Here is a 22698-nt window from a genome sequence, read left to right on the forward strand (position 1 = left end):
GCTCACTCTAACCGCGGCGCCGCACCGGCCAGCCTACCGACGCGGTCGGCACGGGACGACTGACCTTCGTCCCGACCTCGCTCCGGATGCTGCAAGAATGAGGGCATGGACTTTTCGGACGCGGCGACGGACGGTCGCGCGCCCACTCGCACCGTCACCGACGACGTGTGGCTCGTCATCCCGCTCTACAACGAGGACGCGGTGGTGGGCGACGTCGTCGCCCACGCGCGGAAGACGTTCCCGAACGTCGTCTGCGTGGACGACGGCAGCACCGACCAGTCGGCGGCACGCGCTCGCGAGGCAGGTGCCGTCGTGGTGCGCCACGCGGTGAATCTCGGCCAGGGCGCCGCGCTCCAGACGGGCATCGAGTACGCACGCGCCCAGGAGGGCGCCCGCTACCTCGTGACGTTCGACGCGGACGGGCAGCACCAGGTCGACGACGCGCTCGCGATGGTGGAGCTGGCGCGCGCCGAGGACGTGGCGGTCGTGTTCGGCTCGCGATTCCTCGACGACCGCACGAGGCCGGGCCTCCTCAAGCGGCTCGTCCTCCGGACGGCCGTGTGGTTCACGAACCGGAGCACCGGGCTGCGCCTGACCGACGCGCACAACGGCCTCCGGGTCATCCGCGTGGACGCGGCCCGGCAGGTCGACCTGCGCCAGGATCGTATGGCGCACGCGAGCGAGATCGTCTTCCAGCTCGGCCGGACGCGGCTGCCGTGGCGAGAGCACCCAGTCCACGTGCTGTACACGGACTACTCCAAGGGCAAGGGCCAGTCGCTCTGGAACTCCGTCAACATCCTCGTCGACCTCGTCTTCAAGTAGCAGGGATCGGCCATGCTCATCCAGATCATCCTCGTCGTCGCGGTCGTCGTGGCGTCCGTTCTCCTGACCCGCTCGACGGCGAACGCCCGCCACCAGGCGATCCGTCGCCTGCTCCTCGTCGGGTTCGTGCTCTCCGCGGTGCTGGCGATCCTCTTCCCGGAATGGCTCACGTACGTCGCCAACCTGCTCGACGTCGGGCGAGGCACCGACCTCCTGCTGTACGCGCTGGTGATCGCCTTCGTCAGCTTCATCGCGACGAGCCACCGACGGACGAACCAGCTCGAGCGGAAGATCACGGTGCTCACGCGCGAGCTCGGCCTGGCCGAGGCCACGCTCGAACGCGTCGACGACTCGGTGGGCCAGCTCGAGCACGACGAGTCCGCGCGGACCGCCACGACCGACGACACGGTGGTGCCCACGCCTCCCCGGTCCGAGCGGTAGGTTCCACAACTCCTCCACGCCGCGGGCCCCGTGCGCGCGCCAGCGCCTCGCGGCGTCCGCCTATGCTCGATCCCCGTGACCAACCGCTCTCGCGCCCAGAACCGCAGCGCCGCGGCCGCTCGGCCGTCGCGCGGTCCGGCGCACGCACGCCGGCTGCGCAACCACCGGGTCGCGCGCTCGGTCGGTCTCGTCGCCACGGCGGTCCTCGCGTTCGGAGCAGTCGGCGGGGCGTCGGCGCTGTCGAACATCCAGGGCAACATCTCGTCGTCGAACATCGACGGGCTCCTCACGGACCGCCCCGAGCGACCCGACCCGACGGACCCCAACGCCGGCAAGCCGCTCAACATCCTCGTGATGGGCTCCGACGAGCGGGGCGGCGACAACGGCCACGAGGTCGAGGGCGTCGAGGGCATGCGCTCGGACACGACGATCCTCGTGCACGTGTCGTCGGACCGCTCACGCATGGAGATGATCTCGATCCCGCGCGACTCGCGCGTCGACGTCCCGGCGTGCAACACCACGAGCGGCAAGACGACCGCGCCGGCGAACACCCGCTTCAACGCCGCCTTCGCCAACGGCGCGACCGTCGGCGGTGACGTCGACTCGGCGGCCGCGTGCACCATCACGACCGTCGAGAGCCTGACCGACGTCTTCGTCGACGGTTTCGTCGTCGTCGACTTCGCCGGCTTCCAGAACATGGTCACGGCCATCGGCGGCGTCCCGATCTGCATCCCCGAGGCGATCGACTCGCCCAAGGCGGACCTCAAGCTCGACGCGGGGTGGCAGACGCTCGACGGTGCCCAGGCGCTCGGGTTCGCGCGGGCCCGGTACGGCGTGGGCGACGGGTCGGACCTCAGCCGGATCGGCCGCCAGCAGCAGCTCCTCGCCGCGACGGTCAACCAGGTGCTGTCGAAGAACCTGCTCTCGGACCTCGGCCAGATCTACGGTTTCGTCGACGCGGGCACGAAGTCGCTCACGATGAGCGACAACCTCTCGTCGATCCCGAGCCTCGCCGGGCTCGCCTTCAGCCTCCAGGGCGCGACGAGTGGCAACATCACCTTCATGACCGTTCCCAACGCGCCGGACCCGCGGGACCCCGACGCGAAGGTCGTCTGGACCCCGGAGGCCGACGAGCTGTGGGCGAAGGTGCGCGCGGACGAGCCGATCGTCGCGCCCGTCCCTGCGGCCGACCAGCCGACGGGCGACGCCGCGACCGACACCCCACCGTCCCCCGAGGGCGAGGACGCCCCCGCACCGGAGCCCGCGGCGACCGACCCCGCGCCGGCGCAGACGAAGGAAGCCGGCAAGGAGGCGTTCTCCGCCGCCGACGAGACCTCCCAGTGCGGATGACACCATGACCGACTCGCGCGACCCTCGGTCGCTGCCCCCGAGCTTCACGCCCCAGGGCGGTCGCTCGCCCCGTCCGACGTCGGCCGACGACGCGATCGCCGTCGGGAACAGCGGTCGCCCCCGGCTGCCGGCCCGGTCCGTGCCCGACGACGCCGTCCGGGCCGAGCCGCGCATCCGGCGCCAGTCCTCGCGGGAGATCCCCGTGACCCCGGCCCGCAAGGGCACCCCGCCCCCGGCGCCGCCCGCGGGACGCACGCGCCCCCGGGGCGAGCCCGCGCCGTCGGCGCTGCCCCCGTCCGTCGCGCCGGCGCGGTCGCCCGAGCGCTCGGCCCCCGCCCGCGTCTCGTCGTCACCGCACGCGGGCGCGCGCGCCGCGACCGCGAGCCCGGGACGGCGGCCCACCGCGACCCCCCGCCCGCGCACGGCCGGTCCCGGTGGTCCGGGCGCCGGGCGCCCGCCCTCGACCCCCGGGTCGTCCCGTCCGGGCGGCGGCTTCCGCGTCCGCAGGGGCCGCGTCGTCGGGCTCGTCGCCGGCGTCGTCATCGTCGCGCTCCTGGCGTGGCCCGTCGGCCTGCTCCTCTGGGCCAACGGCAAGATCCAGCACGTGGAGGCGCTCTCCGGCGCTCCCGGGACCGCGGGCAACACCTACCTGCTCGCCGGGTCCGACGCGCGAGGCGACGGCATCAGCGAGGACGGCACCGAGGGTGCCCGCACGGACACGATCATGGTCCTCCACGCCCCGCCGAGCGGGCCCGTCGCGCTCATCAGCCTGCCGCGCGACACCTACGCGGAGATCCCGGGCAACGGGTCGGGCAAGCTCAACTCGGCGTACTCCTGGGGCGGCCCGGCGCTGCTCGTGCAGACCGTCGAGCAGCTCACCGGCCTCACGGTCGACCACTACGTCGAGGTCGGGTTCGGCGGCGTCGAGGGCATCGTGGACGCCGTCGGCGGCGTCGAGCTGTGCCTCGACTACGACGTGGACGACCCGAAGAGCGAGCTGGTCTGGACGGCGGGCTGCCACACGGCCGACGGACACACCGCGCTCGCGTTCTCGCGCATGCGGTACTCGGACCCGCAGGGCGACATCGGGCGGGCCGAGCGCCAGCGCCAGGTCATCGGCGCGATCAGCTCGCAGGCCGCGAACCCCAGCATCCTCTTCCGTCCGGGCGACCAGGTCTCGCTCCTCGACTCCGGGCTGGGGGCGCTCACCGTCGACGAGAAGACGGGCATCGTGGACCTCGGCAAGCTCGCGCTCGCCTTCCGCAAGGCCAACGGGCCCGACGGCATCACCGGCACGCCGCCGATCTCGAACCCGGACTTCCGTCCCGGCGGCAACCTGGGCTCGACCGTGCAGCTCGACCCCGCGACGGTGGGCCAGTTCTGGGTCGACATCCGGGACGGCAACCTCGCGCCCGGTCAGGTGGGCGGCCTGCCGCAGCCGACGGGCTGACGCCTCGGCTCAGGCGCCGAAGCCGGTCCGCTGCTCCCCCGCGCGCGACGCGCGCAGCCGGGCACCCTTCGCGCGCGCCTGGTCCCCGAGGTCCGCCTGGAAGGCGACCATGCGCTCGCGCAGCCGCGCGGCGTCGTCGTCGGTGCCCGCGGCGAGGATGCGCGCGGCGAGCAGCCCGGCGTTCCGCGCGCCGCCGACGGAGACGGTGGCGACGGGGACGCCCGCGGGCATCTGCACGATCGACAGGAGCGAGTCCATGCCGTCGAGGTGGCGCAGCGGCACCGGGACCCCGATGACGGGCAGGGGCGTGACGGCGGCGAGCATGCCCGGCAGGTGGGCCGCTCCCCCGGCGCCCGCGACGACGACGCGCAGGCCGCGCTCCGCGGCGGTGCGACCGTAGTCGATCATCTCGACGGGCATGCGGTGGGCGGAGACGACGTCGACCTCGACGGGCACGTCGAACTCGGCGAGAGCGTCGGCGGCGGCCTCCATGACGGGCCAGTCGGAGTCCGACCCCATGACGATGCCGACGACAGGGTTCTTGCTCATGCGCGCTCCTCGTTCGGGTCGGTCGCGGGGTGCTCGCCCCGCAAGGTCGCGGCGGCGGCCAGGGCCCGACGCCGGACCTCGTCCAGGTCGTCGCCGCTCACGTTGACGTGGCCGAGCTTGCGCCCGGGACGCACGCCCTTGCCGTAGAGGTTGACCCGCGCGTCGGGGAACGCGGCGAGGACGTCGGGCAGCGCGTCGGTGAGCGCGTCGAGCGTCGATCCGAGGACGTTCGCCATCACGGTCCAGCGCGCGGTCGCGGCGGTGTCGCCGAGCGGGAGGTCGAGCACGGCACGCAGGTGCTGCTCGAACTGGCTCGTCACCGCGCCGTCGATCGTCCAGTGGCCGGAGTTGTGGGGCCGCATCGCGAGCTCGTTGACCAGCACGCGCGGTCCGTCCTCCCCCGCGACCTCGAACATCTCCACCGCGAGCACGCCGGTGACGCCGAGCCCCTCGGCGATCCGCACGGCGGCGTCGCGCGCACGCTCCGCCTCGGCGTCGGTGAGACCGGGTGCGGGCGCGATCACCTCGGCGCACACGCCGTCGCGCTGGATCGACTCCACGACGGGCCACGTGCGCACCTCGCCCTGCCCGTCGGCGCCGCCGCTCGGGCGCCGGGCGACGAGGACAGCGAGCTCGCGCGTGAACGGGACCTTCTCCTCGACGAGGAGCTCGGGGCCGTCCGCCGCGGCCGCCTCGATCCACTCCGCGACCTGCTCGGGGCCGCCCTCCGCGGCCGAGACCACGCGGACGCCCTTGCCGTCGTACCCGCCGCGCGCCGTCTTCACGACGGCCTCGCCCCCGACCTCGTCGAGGAAGTCGGTGAGCGCGGCCCGGGCGGCCGCCGGGTCCGTGGGGAGCGCGGCCCAGCGCGGGCACGGCACGCCGAGCTCGGTGAGCCGGCGGCGCATGACGATCTTGTCCTGGGCGTGGACGAGCGCGTCCGGCCCGGGGCGCACGGGCGTGCCGTGCTCGAGGAGGTCGGTGAGCAGCGCGTTCGGGACGTGCTCGTGCTCGAACGTCAGGACGTCCGCCGGGGCGGCGCCCGCCGGGGCGATGAGGGAGCGGACCGCGGCCTCGTCGGACGCGACGCCGACGGGCGCGTCCACGACGACCTGGGCCGCGGACGAGTCCGCGGCCTCCACGAGCACGCGCAGGTGCACGCCGAGCTCCCCGGCCGCGGGGGCCATCATGCGTGCGAGCTGTCCTCCGCCGACCACGGCGATCACTGGGGCTGCCACGTGCACCCACCCTAGTGCCTGGCCCGGGAGCGGCCCGCCCCGGACCGCCCGTCGGACGGACGGCAGCCGGACGCCGGGTGGAGGGGCGGACGGGAACCGGGCGGAGGGCGGACGACGGACCGCACCCGGGCGGGGCCCCGGACCGCCCGGTAGCCTCGAGGGGTGGTGAGCGACCTGGACCGACGAGCGGAGACGTCCGCGACGTCCGGGTCGCGCCGCGAGCGGGTGCTCGCGCGGGTCCGCGAGCTCGCGAAGTTCGGCTCGGTCGGCGCGCTCGCGTACGTCGTCGACCTCGGCCTGTTCAACCTGCTCAGCTTCGGCCCGGGCGAGCTGCTCGGGCACAAGCCGCTCACCGCGAAGATCGTCTCCGTCGCCGTCGCGACGCTCGTGGCGTGGGTCGGCAACCGGTACTGGACGTTCTCGGACCGGCGCACGCAGTCGCGCGGGCGGGAGCTCGCCGCGTTCGTCGTCGTCAACGTGGGCGGCATGCTCATCGCGGTGGGGTGCCTCGCGATCTCGACGTACGCGCTCGGGCTGACGTCGCCGCTCGCCAAGAACATCTCGGCGAACGTCGTGGGGCTCGCCCTGGGCACGGCGTTCCGCTACGTCGCGTACCGCCACCTGGTCTTCACGGGAGACCGCGACGCTCCTGCCACCCCGGCGGGCACCGCCGCCGACGGCGCGGCCCGCCCTCCCGCGGACGTGCGGGCCGACTGAGCCCTCCGCGTCCCGCGACGCGTCAGCCGCGCCGGCGCCGACGCCGACCGGCAGCGACCGCCGTCCCGGTCGGCAGCACGACCCGCGGGTCGAGGCGCCGCGGCACCCCCGCGAGGAAGAGCGCGAAGACCGCGGGCCGGCGCTGCGCGAGCTCCAGGCGACCGCCGTCGGACGCGGCGAGGTCCCGGGCGAGCGCGAGACCGAGGCCCGTCCCCGCGCCCGACGTGACCTCGCGCTCGAAGATGCGCGGCGCGAGGTCGTCGGGGACACCCGCGCCCTCGTCGGACACCTCGGTGACGATGGCGCCGCTCGTGCCGGACGGGCGGGCGCGGACCGTCGTCGTGCCGCCGCCGTGCTTGAGGGAGTTCTCGATGAGCGTGGCCAGCACCTGCGCGAGCGCACCGGGCGTCGCGAGCACCTGGTACTCGGGCGGCACGTCGACGACGAGCCGGCGCCCCGCCTTCGCGAACGTCGGCACCCACTCCTCCTCCTGCTGGTGCACGACGTCGAGCAGGCTGACCGCCTCCGTCGTCCCGCCCTGCGCGCGCCGGGACGACGCGAGGAGGTCGTCGACGACGCCGACGAGGCGCTCGACCTGCTCGAGGGAGATGCGCGCCTCCTCCTGGACCGCCGGGTCGTCGGAGGCGAGCGAGATCTCCTCCAGCCGCATGCTCAGGGCCGTGAGGGGCGTGCGGAGCTGGTGCGACGCGTCGGCGGCGAACTGGCGCTCCGCGGCGAGCCGGCCCGCGAGCCGGTCGGAGCTGCGCGCGAGCTCGGCCGCGACCAGGTCGATCTCCTCGACGCCCGAGGGTTCGAGGCGTGGCCGGACCTGCCCCGAGCCGAGCTGCTCCGCGGACGCCGCGAGGTACACGAGCGGCGCGGCGATGCGGTTCGCCTGCCACACCGCCATCCCGATGCCCGCCGCGAACGCGACGATCGCCGCGGCCACGACGAGCAGCACGACCTGCGCGGCCCGGAGGTAGGCGTCCCAGTAGGAGACGGTGAGGGTCACGAGCGCGCCGGAGTCGGAGTGCAGGGGCTGCTCGATCTCGCGGCCCGTGATCTCGTCGCCCGCGGTGAGCACCGTGCCGTCGGGCAGCGCGACGTAGACGTGCGCCGGCGGGTCGCTCGCGCGCGGCTGGACCGCGTCCTCGATGACGTAGTCCGGGATCTCGTCGCCCGCCGCGAGACGCGCGTCGATGGACCGGGACAGGCGCTCCACGCGCGAGGAGACGTCGTCGACCTCGCCCTGGAGCACGAACCGGGCGCCGTAGAAGGCGAGGGGGAACCCGAGGAGGATCACGGCGACGGCCACGGCCGCCACCGTCGCCTGCAGCATCCGACGCCGCACGCTGCCCCTCGCTCCCCGTGTCCCTCGTCCCGTCAGGGGACGGTCAGCTCTCGCCGGTCTCGAAGCGGAAGCCGAGGCCCCGGACGGTCGAGATGTAGCGCGGCGCGTTGGCGTCGTCACCGAGCTTGCGGCGCAGCCACGACACGTGCATGTCGAGCGTCTTCGTCGAGCCGACGGGCTCCGAGCCCCACACGTCGCGCATCAGCGCGTCGCGGACGACGACCGAGCCCGCGCTCGCGACGAGCACGCGCAGCAGCTCGAACTCCTTGGTGGTCAGGTGGAGCTCGCGCTCGCCCTGGAACGCCCGGTGCGCGGAGACGTCGATGCGGACGTCCTGCGCGGCGAGCTCCTCCTCGTCGACCTGCTCGCCGTGCGAGCGGCGCAGGAGCGCCCGGACCCGGGCGAGGAGCTCCGCGAGGCGGAACGGCTTGGTGACGTAGTCGTCGGCGCCCGCGTCGAGGCCCACGACGAGGTCGACCTCGTCGGCGCGCGCGGTGAGGACGAGCACGGGCGTGGTCAGGCCCTTGTGACGGATCTCGCGTGCGACGTCGAGGCCGTCCATGTCCGGAAGGCCCAGATCGAGCACCACGATGTCCGCACCGCTGGCCGAGTCGATCGCCCCTTGACCAGTTCCTTGGACGACGACGTTGTAACCCTCACGTGTCAGTGCGCGCGCCAAAGGTTCGGCAATCGCCGGGTCGTCCTCCGCTAGCAGTACGTGGGTCATTCGCTCATGCTAGGGCATCAGTACGACTTCGGTCCCATCGTGCTCGGTGAACTCTGCGACCCTGGTCGGACGCCGTGCGACCGCCCGCTGCCTAGGCTGGACGCATGGGTTGGTACGAGCGCCTCGGGCAGTGGTCCGACGAGCACCGCTTCGGTGTGGACCTCACCGTCACGCTCGTCCTCGCGGTGGCGTTCGTCCCCGCGTCGGCGGCGTTCTCCGCGTCCGGTGCGAGCGGCGTCGGCACGAGCGGCGGCTGGGCCGCGTTCTGGGCCGTGCTGCTCCTCGCGCCGCTCCCCTGGCGACGCTCGTACCCGCTCGCGTCGGCGGTCACGGTGTACTCGGTCGCGCTCGTGCACCTGCTCGCGGGCTACCTCCTCATCTTCCCGGCCGACTTCGCCGTGCTCGTCGCGCTCTACTCGGTCACGGTCTACGGGCCGCGCTGGGCGCACCGCACCGCGATCGTCGCGTCGCTCGTCGGCGCGGTGGTCCTGGGCGTCGCGCTCGGGCTGCTGTCGGGCCGGCTCACCGACCTCGCGCTCATGGTCTTCCTCACGTCCGCGTTCGGCGGGATGACGTTCCTCGCGGTCTGGGCGTTCGGTCTGGTGCGGCGGTCCCGGCGCGAGACGATCGCGGCGCTCGTCGACCGCGCGGAGCGCCTCGAGGTCGAGCGCGACCAGCAGGCCCAGATCGCGACCGCGGCCGAACGGGCGCGCATCGCCCGCGAGATGCACGACATCGTGGCCCACTCGCTGTCCGTCATCATCGCCCAGGCCGACGGCGGCCGGTACGCCGCCGTGCACGACCCCGACGCCGCGGCCCGCGCGCTCGCGACCGTCTCGGAGACGGGGCGCACCGCCCTGGCCGACATGCGCCGTCTGCTCGGCGTGCTGCGGTCCGAACCACCGCGGCCGCCTGCGGCGGGACCGGGGGTCGGGCCGGCCGGCACCCTCGCGCTGCCCGCGGGCCGCGGCGGTGTCCCCGGCCCAGGGCCCTCCGGACCGGGCGCGCCCACGCAGCAGCTCCCGGGCAACCCCCCGCCGGCCGCGCTCGAGCGCGCGCCGCAGCCCGACGCCGCCGACCTCGAGAGCCTCGTCGCCCAGGTGCGCGACAGCGGGATGCGCGTGTCGTTCGTGCGCGTGGGCGAGGCACGACCCCTGCCGCCCGGGGCCGGGCTCACGGTCTACCGCGTCTGCCAGGAGGCGCTCACCAACGTCCTCAAGCACGCAGGCCCCGACCCGGAGGTGACGGTCGTCGTGCGCTGGGGCGCCACGACCCTCGACCTCGAGATCGAGGACGACGGCCGGGGCGCCTCGAGCGCCGCCGAGGCCCGGCAGGACGCCCGGTCCGGTGGGTACGGCGTGCTCGGCATGCGCGAGCGGGCCGCGCTCTTCGGCGGGTCCGTCCAGGTGGGGCCGCGCGCCGGCGGCGGGTTCCGGGTGCACCTGCGCCTGCCCGTGCCGCCGGTCCCCGGTCGTGCGCCCGTGCCGCCCGGCCCGGCGCCGTCGGGCAGGACGGGACCGTCGGGCAGGATGGGACCGGGCAGGACGGGACCGGGCCCGACGGCCGCGGGACCGGCGCCGGGCGTCTTCGCCCCGCCCCCGCCGCCCGCCCGACCCGCGCGCGAGACCCCGACCGGACCGACCGACAGGACACCATGACCGACGCCCTCCCCGTGCCCGACGACGCGTACGCCGCCGAGCCGCACGCCCCCGTGCGCATCGCGCTCGTCGACGACCAGCAGCTCGTGCGCGCGGGCTTCCGCATGGTGATCGACTCCCAGCCGGACCTCACGGTCGCCGTCGAGGCGGGCGACGGGCTCCAGGCGCTGCGCCTGCTCGCGGACCACCCGGTCGACGTCGTGCTCATGGACGTCCGCATGCCGCACCTCGACGGGCTCCAGACGACGGCGCGCCTCACCGCGGCGGCGGCCGACGGCGCGCACGCCCCCAAGGTCATCGTCCTCACGACGTTCGACCTCGACGAGTACGTGCTCGAGGCCATCCGCTCGGGCGCGAGCGGCTTCCTGCTCAAGGACGCGCCGCCAGAGGAGATGCTGGCCGCGATCCGGACGGTGCACCGCGGCGACGCGGTCATCGCGCCGTCGTCCACGCGGCGCCTGCTCGAGCACCTCGTGACGGCGCTGCCCGCCGAGCAGGTCCAGGACTCGCCCGCGCACGCGGCCGTCGAGGGCCTCACCGAGCGCGAGCGCGAGGTGCTCGTGCTCATGGCGCGCGGCCGCTCCAACACGGAGATCGCGAGCGACCTGTTCGTCGCCGAGGCGACGGTCAAGACCCACGTCGGGCGCATCCTCGCCAAGCTCGGCGCGCGCGACCGCGTCCAGGCCGTCGTGACGGCCTACGAGACGGGGCTCGTGCGCCCCGGCGCCTGACCCCGCACCGCCCGCGCCCCACCGGTCCCCGACCGGTGGGGCGCCGTCGTGTCCGCCCTGGGCGGGGGACGTCTACGACCAGAGGATGACCCGGCCCGCGGCCAGGACCCGACCGTCGCGGGACGCGGCGGGCCCGGCCCGCTCCGTAGCGTCGTCCACGATCCCGACGCACGCCCGTGACCACCGGTCCGCGTGCGGCACGACGAACCAGGAGACGACGTGGACACGACCGTGTACCGACCCACCGACCCGGCCCCCGCCGGCCCGCCCGCGGTGCGGGCCCGCACGCTGCGCAAGACCTACGGCACGGGCGAGGCGGCGGTGCACGCGCTCGACGGCGTCGACGTGGACTTCGAGCGCGGTCACTTCACGGCCATCATGGGCCCGTCGGGCTCGGGCAAGTCGACGCTCATGCACCTGCTCGCGGGCCTCGACACCGCGACCAGCGGGCACGCCTTCCTCGGGGACACCGAGGTCACCCGCCTCAACGACAACGCGCTCACGCAGCTGCGCCGCGACCGCGTCGGCTTCGTGTTCCAGTCGTTCAACCTGCTGCCGATGTTCACGGCGGAGCAGAACATCACGCTCCCCGTCGAGCTCGCGGGCGGCAAGGTCGACCGTGCGTGGTTCGAGACGCTCGTGCGCACGCTCGGCCTCGAGGCACGCCTGAGCCACCGTCCCAGCGAGCTGTCCGGCGGGCAGCAGCAGCGCGTCGCCATCGCGCGCGCCCTCATCGCCGGCCCGGAGGTCGTGTTCGCCGACGAGCCGACGGGCAACCTCGACTCGCGCTCGGGCGCGGAGGTGCTGAGCTTCCTGCGCCGCTCGGTGCGCGAGCTCGGCCGCACCATCATCATGGTCACGCACGACCCGACGGCCGCGGCCTACGCGGACCGCGTCGTGCTCATCGCCGACGGGCGCATCGCGGGCGACATCACCGACCCGACGCCCGAGTCGGTGCTCGCAGGGCTCGACGCGCTGCGCACGCTCGACGCCGGCACCGACGGCCCCGCCCCGACGGCGTCGCAGGCGGTGCGCGCCTGATGTTCCGGCTCACCCTGGCGCAGATGCGCCGCAGCATCGGCCGCCTCGTCGCGGCCGGCGTCGCGATCGTCATCGGGACGGCCTTCGTCACGGCGACGCTCATCGCGGGCAACGTCATCACCCAGACCACGAACGACTCGATCGCCGCGCAGTACGCCGACGCCGACCTGGTCGTGTCGGCCCCGGACGACCTCACGGCACCGGACGTCGAGGCGCTGCGCTCCGTGCCCGGCGTCGAGGCCGTCGACGCGGTCTCGTTCACCTACCTCGACCTCTCCCACGGCGCGAAGCGCGTGTTCCAGCTCGGCGTCCCGGCGCCGTCCGACCCGCGCTTCGAGGCGCTCGAGGTCGTCGAGGGCTCGATGCCCACCGCCTCGGGCCAGATCTCGCTCCCGACCGCCGTGGCCGAGCGCCTCGGCGTCGGGATCGGCGACACCGTCACCAGCTCGCGCAACGTGTGGGACGACACCGCGCCCGACGGCGGCGACTACACGGAGGTCCGGGACGAGCTGACCGTCGTCGGCACGACCGACGACCCGTTCGGCGCCTACGCCCAGATGGGCGGTGCCGTCGTGGTCCCGGCCGAGGACGTCGCGGCCTGGGAGGCCGCGCAGACCACGCCCGACGACCCGGGCCGCACGTACTCGTCCGCGATGGTGGGCCTCGCGCCCGGCACGGACCTCGAGACGGCGCGCGCCGAGCTCGTCGCCGCCTCGCCGGACGGGGCGAAGGCCGTCACGCCGGACGAGCACGCCCAGGACCAGGCGCGCAAGATGACCGGCGACCAGGACGTCTTCACCTACGTCATCCTCTCGTTCGCCGCCGTCGCGCTGCTCGTCGCGGCGCTCGTCATCGCGAACACGTTCCAGGTCCTCGTCGCGCAGCGCACGCGCACCCTCGCGCTCCTGCGGGCGGTCGGCGCGAACAAGGCGCAGCTCGCCCGGTCCGTGCTCACCGAGGCGACGATCCTCGGCGTCGTGTCCTCGCTCGCCGGCATCGTCCTGGGCGGCCTGCTCACGCAGATCGCGCTCCTCGTGGCCCGCGGCGCCGACCTGGGCGTCCCGGTCCCCGCGACCATCACGGTGACGCCCGTGGTCGTGCTCGTGCCGCTCGTGGTCGGCACGCTCGTGACGGTCGTCGCGTCGCTCGCCCCCGCCCGCGCCGCCACGCGCGTCGCCCCGCTCGAGGCGCTGCGCCCGGCCGACGCGCCGAGCATCCTGCGCGGCGGCGGTCGCGTGCGGCTCGTCCTCGCGTCCCTGCTCACGCTGGGCGGCGTCGCCGTCCTCGCGGGCGGGATCTGGCTCGGGCTCACCGACAAGCCCGAGATCGGGCTCCTCGCCGGGGTCGCCGGCGGCGCGCTGTCGTTCGTGGGCGTCCTCGTCGGAGCGGTCTACTGGCTGCCCGCCGTCGTGGCGTTCGTCGGCCGGCTGCTCGCGGGCACCGGGTCGACGGCGCGCCTCGCCACCGCGAACACGCTGCGCAACCCGCGCCGCACCACGGCGACGAGCACCGCGCTCCTCATCGGCGTCACGCTCGTCGCCATGATGTCGACCGGCGCCGCGAGCGCCCGCACGTCGCTCGACGCGGCGCTCGACGACCAGTACCCCGTCGACGTCATGGTCGCGACGGACGCGTACGGGTCGACCGGCGAGCCGGTGCCGTCCGACGTCGTGCGGGCCGTGTCCGGCACCGAGGGCGTGTCCCGCGTCGTCGAGCTGTACGCCACGGCGGTGACCATGCCGGACGGCACCGAGACGTCGTTCCACGGGGTCGACCCCGACGCCGCGCGCTCCGTGGTGCGGACGCCGGACGACCTCGCGGCCTTCGGTCCGGGGACGGTCCTCCTCTCGGAGGGCGAGGCGGAGAACTACGGCCTCGCGGACGGCGAGACCGCCGAGCTCACGGGCCCGACGGGCGAGACGCTCGACGTGGTCGTCCGCACCGGGGGCATCGGCTCCGGCGGGCTGCTCACCGTCGACGACGCGCGCGCCGTCGACCCGACGGGCCTCATGTCCCGGCTGTGGGTCGGCCTCGACGACACCGGCGCCGCCGCACAGGTGGTGCCCGCGATCCAGGACGCCGTCGTGGAGTCGGACACGCCCGTGGAGGTCGCCGGGATCGCCGTCGAGCGCGCGGCGATGCAGAGCGTCATCGACACGATCCTCGGGGTCATCGTCGGGCTGCTCGCCGTCGCGGTCGTCATCGCGCTCATCGGCGTGGCGAACACGCTCTCGCTCTCGGTCATCGAGCGGCGACGCGAGTCCGCGACGCTCCGGGCGATCGGCCTCAGCCGCACGCAGCTGCGGTGGATGCTCGCGATCGAGGGCATGCTCATCGCGGGCGTCGGGGCGGTCCTCGGGATCGTACTGGGCGTGCTCTACGGGTGGGCCGGAGCAGCGACGGCGCTGAGCGTCATGGGCGACGTGTCGCTCGCCGTGCCGTGGCGCGACATCGCGCTCGTGCTCGTGGTCGCCCTCGTCGCGGGTCTCGTCGCCTCCGTCGTCCCCGGCCGCACCGCGGCCCGGACGTCGCCCGTCGCGGCGCTCGCCGTGGACTGAGCCGACACGCCCCACCGGCCGTCGGCCGACACGCGCCCCTGTGGACGGACCCCCGTCCACAGGGGCGCGGTCGTGCGCGGCGGGCGCGGACCGCCGTCGGGCACGATCAGCGGGTGCGCTCCCCCGCCCCGCCCCTCGCTCCCGGTGCACCGCCGGGCGGCACGCCCGCGCCCCGGCCCGACGGCGCGGCGTGGGTGCGCGTGACGGTCCACCCGGGCACGGACGTCCTGCTGGCCGCGGGCACGCGCCTCGGCGACGCACGGCCTGCGCTCGCCGACCTCGGCTGCCGTCCCGAGCTGCGCACGGCGCCGCTGGCCGTGGACGGCGTCCCGGTCGACGACGACCAGCGCTGCGGCACGCGGCCGCTCCTCCCCGGAACGACGGTCGCGGTCGCGCGGAGGGGCCCCGACCCCCGGGCCCGCGACGACGGGCCGGCCCCGGAGCACGTGCTCGCGGCGCCCCGGCACGTCGCGGTCCTGGGCGGCCCGGAGGCCGGGCGGCTCGTCGCCGTCGGGCGCAGCGCCCGTGGCCGGGCGCGCGTCGACCGGCTCGACGTCCGCTGGCGCACCACGCGGCGCGGGCCCCGGGTCCGGGTGCGCGTGCCGCACGGCACGCGCCGCGTGCCCGACGACGCGGCCCTCCTCCACGCGCGCCCGGCCCGGGCCGGGCGGCGGGTGGGCTCGTGGCGCGCGGTGCGCTGGCGCGACGGTCGCGCCCTGGTGACGCCCGACGGCACGTACGCGCTGCGTGCGCGGCCCGCGCTCGTGCACGGCCCCGGGACCGGACCCGCCGTGGCTCCGGGCCGTCCCGCCGACCCGGGGCGCCTCGGGACGACGCAGCTCGCGACCGCGCTCGTGCCGGCCGTCGCGTCGATCGGGCTCGCGGTGGCGCTGCGTCAGCCCCTCCTCGCCCTGCTCGCGCTCGTCGGGCCGCTCGCGGTCCTCGGGCCCGCGCTCGCCGAGGCCCGCCGTCGGCGCGCCGCGAAGCGCGCCGCCCCGCCCGGGCCCGGAGCGTCGACGGACGCCGAGGCCGTCCGCGGGACCGCGCCGGTGGATCCGCTGCACCCCCGGCCCACGGACGTCCTGCTGTGGGCGACGGTCGCCCGGCTCGCCCCGGCGGGCGCCGACCCGGCGGCGGGATCGCCGGGCGCTCCGTCGGCGCACGCCGGGTCGTCGGGAGCGGCGCCGGCAAGGACCGCCGCCGGCACGGTGCCGGGCCGCCCCGTGGGCTCGGCCGGTGGCGGGGCGCTGATCGCGGCGCGGGGCGCGACGAACCCGTCGCGGGTCCGGCTGCCGGACGGCTGCGTGGCCGTCGTCGGGCCTCGCGATGCCGCGCTCGCCGGGTCCCGCGCCGTCCTCGCGGAGGTCCTCGCGGCGGGGGCGGTGCTGACGGTGCGGCACGCCTCCCAGGACCCGCACGCGTGGTCGTGGTGCCGCTGGCTGCCGCAGGCCCGTGCCGTCCGGACGCTCGACGCCCTGGCCGCCGGGGCCCCGCCGGACCTCGTCGTCGTCGACGGCCCCGTGCCGGCGGGCGAGCTCTCGCGGGCGTGGGAGCGGTGCGCCGCGGGGGGCACGGACGTGCTGCTGGTCCTCGCGGACCGGGCGCACGTCCCGGCGTGGTGCCGGACGCTCGTCGACGTGTCGGGAGCCGTCGCCGTCGTGGCGGGTCCGGACGGCGCCCCGACGCCGCGCGAGCACGTCGGCGTGACCGCCCGGTGGGCACTCGGCCTCGCGCGGCGGCTCGCCGCGGCCGAGCACCTCGGTCGGCTCGGCGGCGGCGCCGGGGACGGCGCGGGCGAGCCCGACCCGGGCGACCCCACCGCGCGGTCGCTGCCGTCGGCGGTCGCGCTGGGTCCCCTGCTGGGGGCGCCGCGAGCGCCGGACCGGCTCCCGACGTGGGCGGCCGAGCGCTGGCAGGACGCGTCGCACCGGGACGGGCACGGGCTGCGGACCGTGCTCGGCGTCGGTTCAGGGGGTGCGCCCGTCTCCGTCGACCTCGTCCGCGACGGGCCGCACGTGCTCGTCGCCGGCACGACGGGCTCCGGGAAGTCGGAGCTCCTGCAGACGCTCGTCACCGGGCTCGCGCTCGGGCGCTCGCCCGACGAGCTGTCGTTCGCGCTCGTCGACTTCAAGGGCGGAGCGAGCTTCGGGGCGTGCGGTCGGCTGCCCCACGTCGTGGGCCAGGTGACCGACCTCGACCCCGGGCTCGCGGGGCGCGCGCTCGCCGGGCTCCGGGCCGAGCTGCACCGGCGCGAGCGCCTCCTGGCCACGGCGGGCGTCGCGACCATCGACGACCTCCCGCGCGGACGGCTCGCGCGCCTCGTGGTCGTGGTGGACGAGTTCCGCGCGCTCGCCGACGACCTGCCGGACGTCGTGCCCGGGCTGCTGCGCGTGGCCGCGCAGGGCCGGTCGCTCGGCGTGCACCTGGTCCTCGCGACGCAGCGGCCCGCCGGCGCCGTCAGCGCCGACGTGCGGGCGAACGTCACGCTGCGGCTCGCGCTCCGGGTCGTGGACGTGGCCGACTCGCGCGACGTCGTCGACGCGCCGCACGCGGCCCACGTCCCGGCGTCGATCCCGGGGCGCCTGGTCCTGCGCCGCGGCGCCGAGCCGCCGGTCGCCGTGCAGTGCGCGCGTGCCGGCGGGCCGCTCGCGTTGCCGGAGGCTCGCGTGCGGATCGCGGACCCGTGGGGCACGGAGCGCGGGCCGGGCGGGCCCGCGCCGGGCCGGGCAGCCGACCACCTGCCGCTCCTCGTCGCGGCGGCACGCGAGGTCGCCGCCCGGTCAGGCCTGAGTCCCCACCCCGCGCCATGGCTCCCCGCCCTGCCCGCCCGCGTCGGGCCGGACGACCTCGACGGGGTCGACGAGCCGGACGACGAGGCGGGCGTGCTCGCGGCGCGCGACCGCAAGACGGGCGCGCACGTGGGGGGCGACCCGGCGGCGGACGGGCGCGGGGTGGACGGGCGCGGGGTGGACGGGGGGCGCGGAGCCATCGAGGGGACCGAGGGCGGGGGCGGGGAGGTGCGCCGCGACGACCGCGCGCTGCCCCTCGCACTCGGCGACCTGCCTGCCCTCCAGCGCCGCACGGTGGTCCGCTGGGACCCGCGCGACGGTCACCTCGCGGTCCAGGGCCGGGCCCGGTCGGGCCGGACCACGGCGCTGCGCACCGTCGGGCGGGCCGCGCTCGAGCGCGGCTGGTCGGTCCACGCGATCGGGTCGGGGCTCGCCGGCCTCGCGGCGCACCCCGGCACCGGGACGGTCGTGGACCGGAGCGACCCGCGCCGCGTCGTCCGCCTCCTCCGGCTCCTGGCCGGGCACGACGACGGTCAGCCCCGGCCCGCGGGGCTCGACCGCACGACCGGCCGCACCCTGCTCCTCGTCGACGACGTCGAGGTCGTCCGCGGCGTGCTCGCCGGGGTCGCGGGCGGGGCGGGCGCCGACGCCCTCGCGGACGTGCTCGCCGACTCCCCCGCCGCCGTCGCGGTGAGCGCGAGCGGGCCGACGGTCGGCGGGCTGGTGTCGCTCGTCGGCGTCCGGGCGGTCCTCGCGTCACGCGACCGGCACGACGACGTGTCGCTCGGCGTGCCCGCGGCGCTCGCCGGACAGGGCGGCCCGCCGGGCCGGGCGGTGTGGCTAGGCCCGGGCGACCCGCTGGTGTGCCAGGTCGCGGTGGCACCGGAGGGTTCGCGTGGGTGGACCGAGCTCCCTGCGACGACCCGCCGGGGCGCGTTCCGGCTGCACCCGCTGCCCGACGACGTCGCGGCCGCCGACCTCGACGTCGCCGGACGCGCGACCGCCGGCGTCGACCGGTTCCCCGCCGGGGCCGCCGCGGACGCGGACCGCACGGTCGCCTGGGCCGACGGCGACGACGCGGACGCTGCGCCCGCCCGGGGACCCACCGGCGTCCCGGTCGGCCGGGGCGGCGACGACGGCCGGACGCTGTGGATGGACGTCGGGCGCGGCGCGCTCGTGGTCGGTCCGCCCGGCTCCGGCCGCACGAGCACGCTCGCGCTCCTCGCCCGCCACGTGGCTCGCACCGGTTCGCTCCGCGCGATCGTCACCCGGGACGACGCGCTGGCCGGCACGGCGGTGCCCGGCCCCGGACGCATCGCGCGCACCACCGGCCGGACCGGGGGCGGGCAGGTGGACGACGACGGCAAGAGGAACGGGAACGGGAACGGGACGATCGTCGTGCGGCGGTACGCGCCCGCGGACGTCGCGCGGCTCCTCGACACGCTGGAGGCGGACCGAGCCGGCGCGGCGTCCCTGGGCAGAGCGACGGCACCGGAGGTCGTGGTGGTCGACGACCTGGACGTGCTGACCCAGCTCTGCGTGCTCGAGGCCGAGCGGCTCGCAGCGCTGTGCCGCGACGGGCTCGTGCTGCTCGCGTCGGCGACGACGGGCGCCGCGGCCTCGGCCTTGCGCGGCCCGCTCGCGGACCTGCGCGGGGCGCGCTGCGGCGTCGTCCTCGCGCCGCGGGAGCGCGGGAGCGCCGAGGTGTTCGGGCACGGGCTGGAGTGGCTCACCGAACCTGGTCGGCCCCGACCGGGTCGAGGGGTGCTGGTCCAGGGCACGCGGCTGGCGCCGCTCCAGGTCGCCCGCCCGTGACGGCCGAGCCGCAGCCCGGTGCCCGCCCGTGAGGGGCGAGCCGCCCGGCCCGCGGGCCGAGAGTCAGGCGGCCGGGCGGACGTCGCGCGTGGTCGCCTCGACGACGGGACGCAGCATGAGGAGGACGAGCACGATGACGGCGAGCACCAGCGCGACGACGACCCACGGGGTCACGCCCACCTGGAGCGAGCTGACCGCGACGACCCCCTGGAGGATCTGCCACGTCGCGACGGGCGACCGTGCCCAGCGCTGCCCGCGCAGCAGCCCGCGGAGGCTCGCGGCGAGCACGGCTCCCACGCCGAGCGCGAAGACGACGAGGAAGACGCTCACCCCGAACGACTGCGACCCACCACGGACGAGCTCGACGAGGATCAGCACCGCGCCCACCACGAGCGCGGCGATCTCGACGCCCACCCCGGCGACGAGCGCCGTCAGTGCGGGCGGCCGCGACCCCCCGTCGGACGACGGTCCCGGGGGCGTCGGGCGGGGCTCGGGCGGGGTTCCGGAGGGCTCGCGGGAGGGCACGATCACCCAGCGTACGCGGCGACCTGCGGCTTCACACCCGTGTGACGAAGGCCTCACGATTCATGCGACGGAAACTTTCTCGTAACCCCTTGTGCTGTGCTTCACGAGGTGTGAACCTGGTTCAAGCATCAATCACCCCCCGCCTCGAGCCCTTGGCCCGGGCAGCCCCCTGCCGGGTCGCCCAGCGACGAGTCATCACCTCGCGACCAGGCTCCCCTCTGCCCGAAGGAGACGACGAACATGGACTGGCGCCACCGCGCAGCCTGCCTCGACGAAGACCCCGAGCTGTTCTTCCCCATCGGGAACACCGGCCCTGCGCTCCTGCAGATCGAGGAGGCGAAGGCCGTCTGCCGCCGCTGCGACGTCGTCGACACGTGCCTCAAGTGGGCCATCGAGTCCGGCCAGGACGCCGGCGTCTGGGGCGGCCTCTCCGAGGACGAGCGCCGCGCCCTCAAGCGCCGCACCGCGCGCGCACGCCGCGCCGGCTGACACGACACGCCGCTCCGCCCTCCGGGCGTCGAGCAGCACGACGGGCCGTCACCCTCCGGGGTGGCGGCCCGTCGTCGTACCGGCGGTCAGCCCTGGCGGTTGCCGTCGCGCAGCACGAGCGCGAGCACGACCTGGGTGCCCCCGCCGGGGCGCGGCGACCACTCGATGGTGCCGCCGAGCTCGTTCGTCACGAGGGTCTGCACGATCTGCGAGCCCAGGCCGCTCTTGGCGGCCTTGCCTGCGCGGGCGACGTCGCCGTCGGGCATGCCGACGCCGTCGTCCGCCACGACGATCCGCAGGGCCGACCCGTCGCGCTCGACCGCGACCTCGACCGTGCCGGTGTCCTGCTTCGCGAGGCCGTGCTCGACCGCGTTGGTGACGAGCTCGGTGAGGATGAGCGCGAGCGGGGTCGCGTCCTCCGCGGGCACGAGCCCGAAGCTCCCCGTCCGCACGGTCCGCACGCTCGTGTCGGCGGAGGCGACGTCGGCCGCGAGGCGCAGCGCGCGACCGACCATGTCGTCGAACTCCACCTCCTCGTCGAGCGTCTGCGACAGGCTCTCGTGCACGAGCGCGATCGTCGCGACGCGCCGCATCGCCTCCTCCAGCGCGGCACGCGCCTCCGGGACGTCCATGCGCCGGGCCTGCAGCCGCAGGAGCGCCGCGACGGTCTGGAGGTTGTTCTTCACGCGGTGGTGGATCTCGCGGATCGTCGCGTCCTTGGTGATGAGCTCGCGCTCGCGACGGCGCAGCTCGGAGACGTCGCGGCACAGCAGGACGGCGCCGATGCGCTGACCGGACTCGGTGAGCGGGAGGGCGCGCAGCGACAGCGCGACGCGCTGCGCCTCGATCTCGGTGCGCCAGGGCGCACGGCCCATGACGACGAGCGGCAGCGACTCGTCCACGGGGTTCTGGTGCTCGATGAGGTCGGCCGTCACCTCGGCGAGCGAGCGCCCGACGAGCGGACCGATCACGCCGAGGCGGTGGAAGCAGCTCAGCGCGTTGGGGCTCGCGTAGAGCACCTCGCCCTCGGAGTTCAGCCGGATGAGGCCGTCGCCGACGCGCGGCGCGCCGCGCCGCGGCCCGGTCGCGGCGTTCGGGAACGGGAACTCCCCGCGCGAGATCATCGCGATGAGGTCGTCCGCGGCCTCGACGTAGTTGAGCTCGAGGCGGCTGGGCGTGCGCCCGCTCCCGAGGTTGGTCTGCCGCGCGACGACGGCGATCGCCTTCCCGGAGTGCAGCACCGGGATGGCCTCCTCGCGCACGGCGTACGCGCCGAACCAGCGCGGCTCGCGCGAGCGCTGCGACCGCACCTCGGTGAGCGCGCGCTCGAGCTGCGGGCGCTGCCCCTCGGGGGCGAACGACCCGACGATGTCGTCGTAGTGGACGGTCGCGCCCGTCGACGGCCGGCACTGGGAGACGGCGACGAAGTTGCCGTCGCTCGTGGGCAGCCACAGCACGAGGTCGGCGAACGCGAGGTCGGAGATCACCTGCCAGTCGCCCACGAGCAGGTGCAACCACTCGTTGTCCGCCGAGCTGAGGTCGGCGTGGCGGGAGATGAGGTCACTCATGGCAGACACGGACCCCAGCGTAGAGGGGCGCGACCGGTAGAGTCCCCTCAGCGCCCGCGTGCGCGGTCGCCAGAACCGTCAGCCGTCCCGTCGACCGGCCCGTCACGGGCCGGCGCAGGGTCCGAGGAGGTCCCGTGCACCTGAGCGTCGAGCTCCGCTACCCCGCCCCCGTCCCCGCCGTCGGGGCGATGCTCGCGGACGAGGAGTTCGTCCGCTGGCGCGCTGCCCGCTCCGGCGGCGACGGCGCCCACGTCGAGCAGGTCGACGTCACCGGCGGGCCGGACGAGGGGTTCACCGTCGCGGTGCGGCGGACGCTGCCCACGGACCAGATCCCCGCGCACGTCCGGTCGTTCGTCGGGGGTCGTCTCGAGATCCGGCAGGCGGAGGTCTGGGAGCCGGAGCGCGACGGCGAGCGGTCGGGCACGGTGTCGCTCGAGATCACCGGCGCGCCGGTGCGCCTCACGGGCACCGTGACGCTCTCCCCCGAGGGTGACGGCACGGTCGAGCGCTACGACGGCGAGGTCAAGGCCAACGTGCCGCTCTTCGGCGGCGCGATCGAGCAGGCTGCGGCCGAGGCCGTGCGGACGGCGCTCGCCGCCGAGGAGTCCGCCGGCCTCGCGTGGCTGTCGCGCTGACCGCCGACCGGGCGGAGTCCGGCGTGGCCCGACCGACGCGGGCACTCGTCGGCACCGCGCGGAGACCGGTCTCGAACCGGTAACGATTTCCACAGAATCCGACCAACCGGTAGGTCACCGCAACGCTCTGACCTGCGCAGATACCCGGGTGGGAGCGCAACCACACCCCTCCGAGCACGAGCGTGGCTTGACACGGGTTCGGGCGGGAACGCACGATCAGGCCGTTGTGTGGAAGCGCTACCAC

General features: G+C 75.9%; 18 protein-coding genes. 12 read left to right on the forward strand and 6 right to left on the reverse strand.

What is annotated here, in order from left to right:
* Nucleotides 1–105: 105 nt before the first annotated feature.
* The 4 genes from ACZ4MO_RS09730 (at nucleotide 106) to ACZ4MO_RS09745 (ending at nucleotide 4063) form a co-directional block, all read left to right on the forward strand.
* A complete protein-coding gene (locus ACZ4MO_RS09730) occupies nucleotides 106–822 on the forward strand; it encodes a glycosyltransferase (protein WP_175009108.1) in 717 nt (238 codons plus the stop codon).
* Nucleotides 823–834: 12 nt separating this feature from the next.
* Nucleotides 835–1263: a DUF2304 family protein gene (locus ACZ4MO_RS09735; RefSeq protein ID WP_175009107.1), complete on the forward strand. Its 429-nt coding sequence runs from the start codon at nucleotides 835–837 to the stop codon at nucleotides 1261–1263.
* Nucleotides 1264–1338: 75 nt separating this feature from the next.
* Nucleotides 1339–2613: an LCP family protein gene (locus tag ACZ4MO_RS09740; RefSeq protein WP_255437255.1), complete on the forward strand. Its 1275-nt coding sequence runs from the start codon at nucleotides 1339–1341 to the stop codon at nucleotides 2611–2613.
* A gap of 4 nt (nucleotides 2614–2617) precedes the next feature.
* Complete coding sequence (locus ACZ4MO_RS09745) at nucleotides 2618–4063, forward strand: LCP family glycopolymer transferase (RefSeq protein ID WP_175009106.1); 1446 nt, start codon at nucleotides 2618–2620, stop codon at nucleotides 4061–4063.
* Nucleotides 4064–4072: 9 nt separating this feature from the next.
* Here ACZ4MO_RS09745 and purE read toward each other — a convergent pair whose 3' ends face one another.
* Nucleotides 4073–4612: a 5-(carboxyamino)imidazole ribonucleotide mutase gene (purE, locus tag ACZ4MO_RS09750; RefSeq protein ID WP_175009105.1), complete on the reverse strand. Its 540-nt coding sequence runs from the start codon at nucleotides 4610–4612 to the stop codon at nucleotides 4073–4075.
* Entirely contained in the window at nucleotides 4609–5850 is a 1242-nt protein-coding gene (locus tag ACZ4MO_RS09755; protein WP_175009104.1) for a 5-(carboxyamino)imidazole ribonucleotide synthase, read from the reverse strand. The genes purE and ACZ4MO_RS09755 overlap by 4 nt, the downstream gene beginning before the upstream one ends.
* 165 nt (nucleotides 5851–6015) lie before the next feature.
* On the opposite strand from ACZ4MO_RS09755, the gene ACZ4MO_RS09760 reads away from it, so the two are divergent.
* A complete protein-coding gene (locus tag ACZ4MO_RS09760; protein WP_175009103.1) occupies nucleotides 6016–6567 on the forward strand; it encodes a GtrA family protein in 552 nt (183 codons plus the stop codon).
* 22 nt (nucleotides 6568–6589) lie between these two features.
* Here the strand turns inward: ACZ4MO_RS09760 and ACZ4MO_RS09765 are convergent, their stop codons facing one another.
* Nucleotides 6590–7906 (reverse strand): sensor histidine kinase, encoded by a 1317-nt coding sequence (locus tag ACZ4MO_RS09765; RefSeq protein ID WP_499278781.1) that lies wholly within the window; start codon nucleotides 7904–7906, stop codon nucleotides 6590–6592.
* 55 nt (nucleotides 7907–7961) lie between these two features.
* A complete protein-coding gene (locus ACZ4MO_RS09770) occupies nucleotides 7962–8645 on the reverse strand; it encodes a response regulator transcription factor (protein ID WP_031316534.1) in 684 nt (227 codons plus the stop codon).
* A 104-nt stretch (nucleotides 8646–8749) separates the two neighbouring features.
* Here ACZ4MO_RS09770 and ACZ4MO_RS09775 point away from each other — a divergent pair, with 104 nt between their 5' ends.
* The 5 genes from ACZ4MO_RS09775 to ACZ4MO_RS09795 all read left to right on the forward strand — a co-directional run bounded on the left by ACZ4MO_RS09775 (nucleotide 8750) and on the right by ACZ4MO_RS09795 (nucleotide 19237).
* Nucleotides 8750–10303: a DUF7134 domain-containing protein gene (locus tag ACZ4MO_RS09775; RefSeq protein ID WP_175009101.1), complete on the forward strand. Its 1554-nt coding sequence runs from the start codon at nucleotides 8750–8752 to the stop codon at nucleotides 10301–10303.
* Nucleotides 10300–11034 carry a response regulator gene (locus ACZ4MO_RS09780; protein ID WP_175009100.1) on the forward strand — a complete coding sequence of 245 codons (735 nt, stop codon included), beginning with the start codon at nucleotides 10300–10302 and terminating at the stop codon, nucleotides 11032–11034. Before ACZ4MO_RS09775 ends, ACZ4MO_RS09780 begins: the two co-directional genes overlap by 4 nt.
* 219 nt (nucleotides 11035–11253) lie before the next feature.
* Nucleotides 11254–12075, forward strand: a complete 822-nt coding sequence (locus ACZ4MO_RS09785) for an ATP-binding cassette domain-containing protein (protein WP_175009099.1) — start codon at nucleotides 11254–11256, stop codon at nucleotides 12073–12075.
* Between the two features lie 23 nt (nucleotides 12076–12098).
* Nucleotides 12099–14633: an ABC transporter permease gene (locus ACZ4MO_RS09790; RefSeq protein ID WP_499278783.1), complete on the forward strand. Its 2535-nt coding sequence runs from the start codon at nucleotides 12099–12101 to the stop codon at nucleotides 14631–14633.
* 113 nt (nucleotides 14634–14746) lie between these two features.
* Entirely contained in the window at nucleotides 14747–19237 is a 4491-nt protein-coding gene (locus ACZ4MO_RS09795) for an FtsK/SpoIIIE domain-containing protein (protein ID WP_175009097.1), read from the forward strand.
* Between the two features lie 63 nt (nucleotides 19238–19300).
* Here ACZ4MO_RS09795 and ACZ4MO_RS09800 read toward each other — a convergent pair whose 3' ends face one another.
* Complete coding sequence (locus ACZ4MO_RS09800) at nucleotides 19301–19762, reverse strand: hypothetical protein (protein WP_175009096.1); 462 nt, start codon at nucleotides 19760–19762, stop codon at nucleotides 19301–19303.
* 240 nt (nucleotides 19763–20002) lie between these two features.
* On the opposite strand from ACZ4MO_RS09800, the gene ACZ4MO_RS09805 reads away from it, so the two are divergent.
* The gene (locus ACZ4MO_RS09805; RefSeq protein ID WP_021481972.1) at nucleotides 20003–20251 is read left to right on the forward strand and encodes a WhiB family transcriptional regulator; all 249 of its coding nucleotides are present in this window, start codon (nucleotides 20003–20005) and stop codon (nucleotides 20249–20251) included.
* Between the two features lie 86 nt (nucleotides 20252–20337).
* Here ACZ4MO_RS09805 and ACZ4MO_RS09810 read toward each other — a convergent pair whose 3' ends face one another.
* The gene (locus ACZ4MO_RS09810; RefSeq protein WP_499278797.1) at nucleotides 20338–21819 is read right to left on the reverse strand and encodes a sensor histidine kinase; all 1482 of its coding nucleotides are present in this window, start codon (nucleotides 21817–21819) and stop codon (nucleotides 20338–20340) included.
* 134 nt (nucleotides 21820–21953) lie between these two features.
* On the opposite strand from ACZ4MO_RS09810, the gene ACZ4MO_RS09815 reads away from it, so the two are divergent.
* Nucleotides 21954–22454, forward strand: a complete 501-nt coding sequence (locus tag ACZ4MO_RS09815) for a DUF2505 domain-containing protein (RefSeq protein ID WP_074807760.1) — start codon at nucleotides 21954–21956, stop codon at nucleotides 22452–22454.
* Nucleotides 22455–22698 lie beyond the last annotated feature (244 nt).

It is taken from the genome of Sphaerisporangium cinnabarinum, from assembly GCF_055567015.1.

Bases quoted from the DNA above. Each gene is read 5' to 3' on its own strand.
- ACZ4MO_RS09730 (WP_175009108.1), top strand. From the start codon at position 106: ATGGACTTTTCGGACGCGGCGACGGACGGTCGCGCGCCCACTCGCACC.
- ACZ4MO_RS09735 (WP_175009107.1), top strand. From the start codon at position 835: ATGCTCATCCAGATCATCCTCGTCGTCGCGGTCGTCGTGGCGTCCGTT.
- ACZ4MO_RS09745 (WP_175009106.1), top strand. From the start codon at position 2,618: ATGACCGACTCGCGCGACCCTCGGTCGCTGCCCCCGAGCTTCACGCCC.
- purE (WP_175009105.1), bottom strand. From the start codon at position 4,612: ATGAGCAAGAACCCTGTCGTCGGCATCGTCATGGGGTCGGACTCCGAC.
- ACZ4MO_RS09765 (WP_499278781.1), bottom strand. From the start codon at position 7,906: ATGCTGCAGGCGACGGTGGCGGCCGTGGCCGTCGCCGTGATCCTCCTC.
- ACZ4MO_RS09770 (WP_031316534.1), bottom strand. From the start codon at position 8,645: ATGACCCACGTACTGCTAGCGGAGGACGACCCGGCGATTGCCGAACCT.
- ACZ4MO_RS09775 (WP_175009101.1), top strand. From the start codon at position 8,750: ATGGGTTGGTACGAGCGCCTCGGGCAGTGGTCCGACGAGCACCGCTTC.
- ACZ4MO_RS09780 (WP_175009100.1), top strand. From the start codon at position 10,300: ATGACCGACGCCCTCCCCGTGCCCGACGACGCGTACGCCGCCGAGCCG.
- ACZ4MO_RS09790 (WP_499278783.1), top strand. From the start codon at position 12,099: ATGCGCCGCAGCATCGGCCGCCTCGTCGCGGCCGGCGTCGCGATCGTC.
- ACZ4MO_RS09805 (WP_021481972.1), top strand. From the start codon at position 20,003: ATGGACTGGCGCCACCGCGCAGCCTGCCTCGACGAAGACCCCGAGCTG.
- ACZ4MO_RS09810 (WP_499278797.1), bottom strand. From the start codon at position 21,819: ATGAGTGACCTCATCTCCCGCCACGCCGACCTCAGCTCGGCGGACAAC.